Genomic DNA, 8,129 nt, shown 5'->3' on the forward strand with positions numbered 1-8,129 from the left:
GCCGCATGGCGCCGGCATAGCCGTTGGCGCGCGCGACCGCCTCGGTAATGCCGAACCGCGTCGCGCCGCCTCGATCGTCCGCCCGATCGGCGTAATCCCCCTCGCGATCGATCACCGCCTCGATCAATTCGTCGATCATATCCGTCCCTCTTGCAGCTAAGGTCCGGAACATATCAGGAACGAAAGCGTGTAGGACAGCCCGTGGCGGCGCTACGATCGCTCCCGGACGATTTCGCACCCGACCACAGCGTCCGGGTAAACGTCGGGCTTCATCGATCGCACGCGGACGCGGCGCACGCGCGGATCGGCGAGGCACAAGGCGGCGACCGCCTCGACCAGCGTTTCCTGCAAGGCGAAGCCGGGGCCATCGCCCAGCGCGCGGATACCGTCGTGGATCGCGTCATAGTCGAGCACTTGCGCGATCGCGTCCGCATCGGGTGCGGCGGCATAAGCGACGGTCAGCCATACCGAGACGAGCACCCGCTGCGGCGCCTGTTCGTGCGGATGGATCCCCAGCCGCATCGGCACCGCCAGATCGCGCAGGATCGTGGTGAATACCGCCTTAACCATGCTGATCCTCCGCAAACATCACGTCGCCCTCGCGCTTCAGAAAACGCTGGCCGCCGTCGACGAACAGCGTCTGCCCGGTCACGCTGCGCGCGCCCAGCAGATAGACCACCGCCTCCGCCACCGCCGCCGCACCGACCGGCCGCCGGAGCAGATTGGCGCGCGCGACCCGGTCGAAGGCGGCGTCGCTCTGCTCCCCGCTCGGCAGCGTCAGACCGGGGGCGACCGCATTGATGCGCAGCCGCGGTGCGAAGGCCTGCGCGGCCAGCACCGTCGCGCTTTCGAGCGCCGCCTTGCTGAGCGTGTAGGAGAAGAAGTCGGGATTGGGGTTGGCGAGCTTCTGATCCAGGAGGTTCACCACCGCGCCCTCCCCGCCCCGCGCGGCCAGCGCGGCGGTCAGCAACGCGGGGGCGATCGCATTGACCGCATGCAATCGCGCGGCCAGCGCGGGATCGGGAGCTTCCGGACGATCGAATTCGAATTGCGAAGCGCTGTTGACGACCGCGAACAAGCCGGCGTCGTCGCGGCATGCCGCGGCAAACAACGCCGCGATCGCGGACGGATCGGCCAGATCGCCCTGCACCACCTCGCCATCCACCTCCCGCGCCAGTGCCTCGGCGGCGTCACGCGAGCGGAGGCAGTGAATGACCGGCCGATAGCCCGCCACGGCGACCGCCCGCACGATCGCCGCGCCCAGTCGCTTCGCCCCGCCCGTCACCAGCACCCGCGCACGCGGGGGGGCGCCGGTCCGGATCGGGCCAGTCATGCCAGCCCCATCAAGGCCAGCACCTCCTTGCGGCTGCGATCGTCGTCGCGAAACACGCCCATCATCCGGCTGGTCCGCATATTGACGCCGGGCGTGCGCACGCCGCGCGCTGTCATACAGGCGTGGCTGGCCTCGATCACCACCGCGACGCCCAACGGCCGCAGCCCGGTCCAGATGCAATCGGCGACCTCCGCGGTCAGCCGCTCCTGCACCTGCAGACGCCGGGCGAAGCCGTGCAGCACACGCGCCAGCTTGGAGATGCCGACCACGTGATCCTTGGGCAGATAGGCGATATGCGCCCGCCCGATGATCGGCGCCATGTGATGTTCGCAATGCGACTGGAACGGAATGTCCTTCAGCAGCACGATCTCGTCATAGCCGCCCACTTCCTCGAAGACGCGCGATAGATGCACGCCGGGATCATCGGAATAGCCGGCGCAATATTCCTTCCACGCGCGCGCGACCCGCTTGGGGGTGTCGAGCAACCCTTCGCGCGTCGGATCATCCCCCGCCCAGCGGATCAAGGTGCGGACCGCCTCCGCGACGTCATCCGGCACCGGCAGCTTGTTATCGCCGCCACTTCCGTCGACCAGATCGCCATTCCCCGGCGAGACCGTTGCGCTCTTGTTCGTCATGCCGTCATTCCTGCCTCATCTTTCAACCTTACTGCAACGCAGCATGATCGATCTTCGATTTTCGATTGATGTATTTGTGTCACTGTCGACAGCAGCACCGCAAAATCCGCACGAAAGCTGCGTGAAAAGGTTTGACGAACGAAATTTTCGATCGCTACCTTCCATGCCGCATCATCAAAAACCGACACACCGACATCAGATCGGGTGCGGTATCCGGAGGGGATGTTCATGAGGAAGATCGACCTGCTGTGCGCGTCCGCGATCAGTCTGCTGGCGGCCGCGCCCGTTGCCGCACAAACCGGCGCCACCACCAGCGCGCAAAATGCCACGCCGACGAATGGGCCCGGACAAGAAGTATCCAGCTCTGCCTCGTCTGGCTATGCCCCCGATATCGTGATCACGGCGCAACGCCAGTCGCAGCGGCTGCAGGACGTGCCGATCGCGGTGACCGCGTTCACCGCCGACAACCTCGAGAAACAACAGATCGTGAACCCGGTGGCGTTGCAGCAGTCGCTGCCCAACATCACCTTCACCAAGACCAATTTCACCTCGTCCAGCTTCACGATCCGCGGCATCGGTGACCTGTGCGTCGGCGTCACCTGCGATCAGGCGACCGCGATCCACGTCAACGACATGCCGCTGCTGGCGACGCGACTGTTCGAAAGCGAATTTTTCGATCTGGAGCGGGTCGAGGTGCTGCGCGGACCGCAGGGCACGCTGTTCGGACGCAACGCCACTTCGGGCGTCGTCAACTTCATTACCGCCAAGCCCGATCTGTCCGGCATCCGCGCCGCGGGCGAGTTCGAATACGGCAATTTCGATTCGAAGCGCGTGAAGGCGATGTTCAACCTGCCCCTCGGCGAAACGCTGGGGCTGCGCGTCGCGGGCACGTACCTGAACCGCGACGGCTATACGTTCAACGAATATACCGGCAATCGCATCGACGGGCGCGACCTGTATTCGATCCGCGGCACCCTGTCGTGGGAGCCCAGCCCCGATACGCGCGTCGACCTGATCGGCTATTACTTCCGGGAGAAGGACAACCGCAGCCGCATCCAGAAGCAGCTGTGCAACCGCGATTCGACGGGCATTCTCGGCTGCTCGCCCGATGGCGCGGGGTTTGGCACCACCAACGGCAATTCGACGCTGGCGTCGATCCTGAGCAGCCGCGAATTCCTGACCATCTCCGGCGCGAGCGCGCTGGCGCCGTTCGCGCTGGGCAGCGTCTATCAGGCGCAGGACAGCTTCGCCGGGGTGACCAACCCGGCCGACGTGCGCCGCGTGCGAATCGATTACGAGCCAACCTATTTCGCCGAGGAACAGCAATATACCCTGAAGCTGTTTCATGACTTCGGCCCGGTCAGCCTGAACATCACAGGCGGCTATATGGAAAATACGGTCGACTCGACATCCGATTACAATCTGGCGGTCGAAAATTCCTACGCCGGCAATGCCGGCCTCAACCTTCTCAACGCGATCGGTCGTCCGGGGCTGCCGGGCGCGGTGCTCAACAACGTGCGCCAGTATCTGATCTCCAACGGACCGGGCACCCTGTGCCAGTCGCTGCCCGAAACCAGCAACACCGGCGTCTATGGCGGCAACGCGGTCTGCGCACCGACCAGCCTGGATTTCGATCGTTCGTACAATCACGCGCGCCAATATTCGGCTGAGGCGCATATCGACAGCTCGTTCGAGGGCCCGTTCAACTTCCTGCTGGGCGGTATCTATTTCGACAGCAAGCAGGAAAACGATTATTACGTGAACGCCTTCGGGCTGGATTATGCCACCGGCCTGCTGGGGTCGGGGGCGTCAGGCGGCACCGCTTATCTGGCGTCGCCCTTCTACCGCAACAGCTCTCCCGAATTTCGCCTGAAATCATGGGGTGCGTTCGGCGAAGCCTATTTCGAGGCGAACGACAAGCTGAAACTGACGGTCGGCCTGCGCTATAACCACGACGACAAGTTCGTGCGTGCGCGCACCACCCTGGCCAACGTTCCCGTCCCTTATGGCGCCACCACCGCCTTTCCACAGCTGGACAGCGGCGCGGTGGATTTCGATGCGGCTGTGCCGGGCAACCAGGCGTTCGCGGTCGGCAACGTGAAATTCTCGCGCCTCACCGGCCGCGCGGTGATCGATTACAAGATCACCAACGACAACCTGCTCTACGCCTCCTATTCGCGCGGGTATAAGTCGGGCGGTATCAACCCGCCGCTGTCACCGGTGTTCTCGGTGCCGACCACCTTCGCGCCGGAGAGCGTCGATGCGTTCGAAATCGGATCGAAGAACACGTTCGGCGGTGGCGCGCTGCGCCTCAACCTCACCGGCTTCTACTACAAGTACAAGGATCTGCAGCTTTCGCGGATCGTCGCGCGCACCTCGGTAAACGACAATATCAATGCCGACATCTATGGCGTCGAGGCCGAAGCGGTGCTCAGCCCGATCCCGCGCTTCGTCGTCAACGCCAACTTCAGCTACCTGAAGACCAAGGTGTCGGCAGATCGCTTCCTCGCCAATCCGCGCGATCCGTCGGGCGGCCGGTCCGACGCGGTGATCATCAAGGACGTGACCAACGCCTCCAACTGCGCGGTCGTCCCCACCACCGCGGGCAATCGCGCCGGCGCCAACGCCTTCGTCACCGCGGTGAACAGCGCGGTCGGGCTGGCCGCGCCGGTGGCGGTGCCCGGTACGACCGCGAACGGCGCGTTCAGCATCTGCTCCGCACTGACCGCGCAAGCGGCGGCGGTCGGCGCGGCGTTCGGCGGCATCCAGGTGCTCGGCTCCGGTGTCGAGGTGAACGTGCGCGGCAACCAGTTGCCCAACGCCCCCACCTACAAATGGTCAGTCGGCGCGCAATATACGGTCGACGTGGGCGGCAGCGGGTGGACGGTCGTGCCACGTGCCGACATCAACTACACCGGCAATGCCTATGGCACGATCTTCAACAGGAATCCGATTGACCGGATGCCGGGCTATGAAGTCGTCAACGCGCAGCTCCAGATCAACGCGCCCGACGATCGCTTCTACATCCGCGGCTTCGTCCAGAATCTGACCGGCAACGACTCGACCACCGGCATGTACGTGACTGACCAGTCTTCCGGTCTGTTCACGAACATCTTCACGATCGAGCCCCGGCGCTACGGCGTTGCCGCCGGCTTCAAATTCTGATCTCGCGACAGACGGGCCGGCAACCAATCACCGCTTCTGCCGATTGATCCTCCCTGATCATTCGAGAGGAGCGGTGACATGGCAGACGATCTGAAGAAGGGCGACGAGGTCAGCTGGAAGGCACCCGGTGGCACCGTGCACGGCACGGTCGAGAAGAAGGTGACCAAGGAGACCGCGATCAAGGGCCACAAGGTGAAGGCGTCGAAGGACGACCCCCAGTTCATCGTAAAGAGTGACAACGGCGGCAAGGCGGCGCACAAGCCCTCCGCGCTCAAGAAAGCGTGATTCCGTGAGGGACCGGCCCTTCGGCCGGCGCAACAGGAAGGAATGTAATGGCTACCACGACCAAGACCGGCGGCATCCATGCCCCCGTTCAGCCCTCGGCTGAGCTGGGTGAGATCGTCGGCAACGAGAAGCTGCCGCGCAGCCAGGTCATCAGCAAGGTGTGGGACTATATCAAGTCGAACAACCTGCAGAACCCGGAAAACAAGCGCGAGATTCTCGCCGACGACCAGCTGAAGAAGGTGTTCGGCAAGGACAAGGTCACGATGTTCGAGATGAACAAGTACATCTCGCAGCACGTCAAGGCCTGACGGTCTTCGGCCGTACCGGGCGCGAGACCACGCCGCCCGGATCGGCCCGTTACGCGCGCCGGAGTGGCCCAGCACGCCCGGCGCGCCACGGCGCCCGCCCTCGCGCGCCCGATGGCCCGCGACTGGTGCCCCCGAGAGGATTCGAACCTCCGACCTGCGGTTTAGGAAACCGTCGCTCTATCCTGCTGAGCTACGGGGGCACGCGCGATGAATGCGGTAGAGCCCGGCGGTGCGCAAATCAATCGCGACGCATTGCCGTGCCACGCTCCACGACAGGCCGTGCGCTGCAGCCGGCACCGCCAGTGCCATGAGATGTGAAATGCTGGTCGGGGCGACAGGATTCGAACCTGCGACCCCCACACCCCCAGTGTGATGCGCTACCAGGCTGCGCTACGCCCCGACCGAAGGGCGGCCTCTACGCGGGCGGCGGCGCGGATGCAAGATATTGAATGACCATCCGCCGTGTCGGTGCGGTGAGCGCGGGGCGCGATGTTGCGCAACGACGCGCGCGATGATAGCGGCAGCGCCTTCCAGCGGCCGTCATCCGGCCGCTCCACGGCCATGCACGGAATCCGATGCTGATCTCTCCCGCTTATGCCCAGACTGCGAACGGCGCCGCCTCTTCGGGCGGTTTCGCCAGCTTCATCAGCCTGGCGCCGCTGTTCCTCGTCTTCATCGTCTTCTACTTCCTGATGATCCGCCCGCAGCAGCGCCGCATGAAGACGCTGCAACAAGCGGTTGCCGGCGTGAAGAAGGGCGATACGGTGGTCACCGCGGGCGGGCTTATCGGAAAGGTCACTCGGGTCGAGGAAACGACCGTCGAGGTCGAAATCGCGCCGAACACCCGCGTGCGCATCGTCAAGGCCACGCTGGCGGAGGTGACTCCGCTCGGCGGCAAGCCGGCGAACGACTGAGATGCTCGATTTTCCCCGTTGGAAGGTCGCGCTGATCTGGATCGTGCTGGCGGCGCTGGTATCGCTGTCGATCCCCAGCTTCCTGCCGGAACAGGTGACCAAGGGCTCGCCGGTCACGATGCCGCGGATCAACCTGGGGCTTGATCTGGCAGGCGGCAGCTATCTGCTGCTCGAGGCCGACACGAACGATGTCGCCGCCACCCGCGTCGAGGCGATGCGCGAGCAGGTGCAGACCGAGATGCGGCGCCAGAATCCGCGGATCGAGATCGGCGAGATTTCCAGCCGCAACGGCCAGCTGTCGTTCCTGTTGCGCGATCCGACGAAGGTGGATGCGGCGCGTGAGCGGCTGCTGTCGATCACCGGCAGCGGCGCTGGCATGACGGGGCAGCGGCAATGGGACATCCAGGTCGTCGACTCGAGCCGCTTCGTGCTCACCCCCACCGCCGCCGGCCTGGCACAGGCGGTCGACACCGCGATGCAGGATGCGACCGAAGTCGTCCGCCGCCGCATCGACGAACTTGGCACGCGTGAGCCGACGATCGTTCGGCAGGGCACCAATCGCATCGTCGTGCAGGTGCCGGGATTGCAGGATCCGCAGGCGCTGAAGGATTTGCTGGGCAAGACCGCGAAGCTGGAATTCAAGCTGGTCGACACGACCGCCGATCCGCAGGCGCTCGCCAAGGGTCAGGCGCCGGCGGGCAGCCAGGTGCTGCCTTACCCGAACAACCCCTCGGGCATCCCGTTCATCGCGGTGAAGCGCAGCGCGATCATCACGGGCGACATGCTGTCCGACGCGCGGCAGGAATTCGAGCCGCAAACCAACGCGCCGCAGGTATCGATCACCTTCGACAGCCAGGGCGGCCGCCGGTTCGCGCGAGTGACGCAGGAGAACGTCAACCGGCCGTTCGCGATCATCCTCGACAACAGCGTCATCTCCGCGCCGAACATCAACGAGCCGATCATGGGCGGGCGCGCCGCGATCAACGGCGGCTTTACCGTCGAAAGCGCCAACGCCCTCGCCATCGCCTTGCGCTCAGGCAAGCTTCCGATCGCGCTGAAGGTGGTGGAGGAATCGACCGTCGGCCCTGATCTGGGCGCCGATTCGATCCGCGCCGGCATCCTCGCCTCGGCGGTGGCGGTGGCGCTGGTGGTGGCCTTCATGCTGATCACCTATGGCCGCTTCGGGGTCTATGCGAACCTCGCGGTGATCATCAACGTCTTCGTCATCCTCGGCGTCCTGGCGCTCATCAACGGCACGCTGACGCTGCCAGGCATCGCCGGCTTCGTGCTGACGATCGGCACCGCGGTCGATGCCAACGTGCTGATCAACGAGCGGATTCGTGAGGAGCGGCATCGCGGACGCGGCGTCGTCCAGGCGGTCGAACTCGGCTATAAGGAAGCGAGCCGGACGATCTTCGAGGCGAACGTCACTCATGCGATCTCAGGGGTCATCATGTTCGTGCTGGGGTCTGGCCCGGTGAAGGGATTC

At 64.9% G+C, this 8,129-nt stretch carries 10 protein-coding genes and 2 tRNA genes; 5 read left to right on the forward strand and 7 right to left on the reverse strand.

Annotated elements, in window-relative coordinates; translation table 11 throughout:
* The 5 genes from ACFDSW_RS13365 to ACFDSW_RS13385 form a co-directional block, all read right to left on the reverse strand.
* Positions 1 to 172 (reverse strand): glycosyl hydrolase 108 family protein (locus ACFDSW_RS13365; protein WP_375250787.1); only part of this gene is annotated, 172 nt, incomplete at its 3' end.
* A gap of 38 nt (positions 173 to 210) precedes the next feature.
* Positions 211 to 570, reverse strand: a complete 360-nt coding sequence (locus ACFDSW_RS13370) for a dihydroneopterin aldolase (protein ID WP_375250778.1) — start codon at positions 568 to 570, stop codon at positions 211 to 213.
* The gene (locus tag ACFDSW_RS13375) at positions 563 to 1,333 is read right to left on the reverse strand and encodes an SDR family oxidoreductase (RefSeq protein ID WP_375250779.1); all 771 of its coding nucleotides are present in this window, start codon (positions 1,331 to 1,333) and stop codon (positions 563 to 565) included. The genes ACFDSW_RS13370 and ACFDSW_RS13375 overlap by 8 nt, the downstream gene beginning before the upstream one ends.
* A complete protein-coding gene (gene folE / locus ACFDSW_RS13380; RefSeq protein WP_375250780.1) occupies positions 1,330 to 1,968 on the reverse strand; it encodes a GTP cyclohydrolase I FolE in 639 nt (212 codons plus the stop codon). Before folE ends, ACFDSW_RS13375 begins: the two co-directional genes overlap by 4 nt.
* A complete protein-coding gene (locus tag ACFDSW_RS13385; protein WP_375250781.1) occupies positions 1,965 to 2,198 on the reverse strand; it encodes a hypothetical protein in 234 nt (77 codons plus the stop codon). Before ACFDSW_RS13385 ends, folE begins: the two co-directional genes overlap by 4 nt.
* Between ACFDSW_RS13385 and ACFDSW_RS13390 the strand changes: the two genes are divergently transcribed.
* The 3 genes from ACFDSW_RS13390 (at position 2,197) to ACFDSW_RS13400 (ending at position 5,726) form a co-directional block, all read left to right on the forward strand.
* Entirely contained in the window at positions 2,197 to 5,133 is a 2,937-nt protein-coding gene (locus ACFDSW_RS13390; protein WP_375250782.1) for a TonB-dependent receptor, read from the forward strand. The genes ACFDSW_RS13385 and ACFDSW_RS13390 overlap by 2 nt on opposite strands.
* A 78-nt stretch (positions 5,134 to 5,211) precedes the next feature.
* Positions 5,212 to 5,418 (forward strand): DUF2945 domain-containing protein, encoded by a 207-nt coding sequence (locus tag ACFDSW_RS13395; protein ID WP_375250783.1) that lies wholly within the window; start codon positions 5,212 to 5,214, stop codon positions 5,416 to 5,418.
* Positions 5,419 to 5,465: 47 nt separating this feature from the next.
* Entirely contained in the window at positions 5,466 to 5,726 is a 261-nt protein-coding gene (locus ACFDSW_RS13400) for an SWIB/MDM2 domain-containing protein (protein ID WP_375250784.1), read from the forward strand.
* A gap of 123 nt (positions 5,727 to 5,849) precedes the next feature.
* Here ACFDSW_RS13400 and ACFDSW_RS13405 read toward each other — a convergent pair.
* Together ACFDSW_RS13405 and ACFDSW_RS13410 are read right to left on the reverse strand one after the other, a co-directional pair.
* A tRNA-Arg gene (locus tag ACFDSW_RS13405) sits at positions 5,850 to 5,926 on the reverse strand.
* 123 nt (positions 5,927 to 6,049) lie between these two features.
* Positions 6,050 to 6,126: transfer RNA gene (locus ACFDSW_RS13410), tRNA-Pro, on the reverse strand.
* A 175-nt stretch (positions 6,127 to 6,301) separates the two neighbouring features.
* On the opposite strand from ACFDSW_RS13410, the gene yajC reads away from it, so the two are divergent.
* Positions 6,302 to 6,640, forward strand: a complete 339-nt coding sequence (gene yajC / locus ACFDSW_RS13415) for a preprotein translocase subunit YajC (protein WP_375250785.1) — start codon at positions 6,302 to 6,304, stop codon at positions 6,638 to 6,640.
* Between the two features lies 1 nt (position 6,641).
* Positions 6,642 to 8,129, forward strand: a 1,488-nt coding sequence (gene secD, locus ACFDSW_RS13420) for a protein translocase subunit SecD (RefSeq protein WP_375250786.1), incomplete at its 3' end; no start/stop codon positions are given.

The organism is Sphingomonas sp. (genome assembly GCF_042091075.1).
Lineage (GTDB): Bacteria > Pseudomonadota > Alphaproteobacteria > Sphingomonadales > Sphingomonadaceae > Sphingomonas.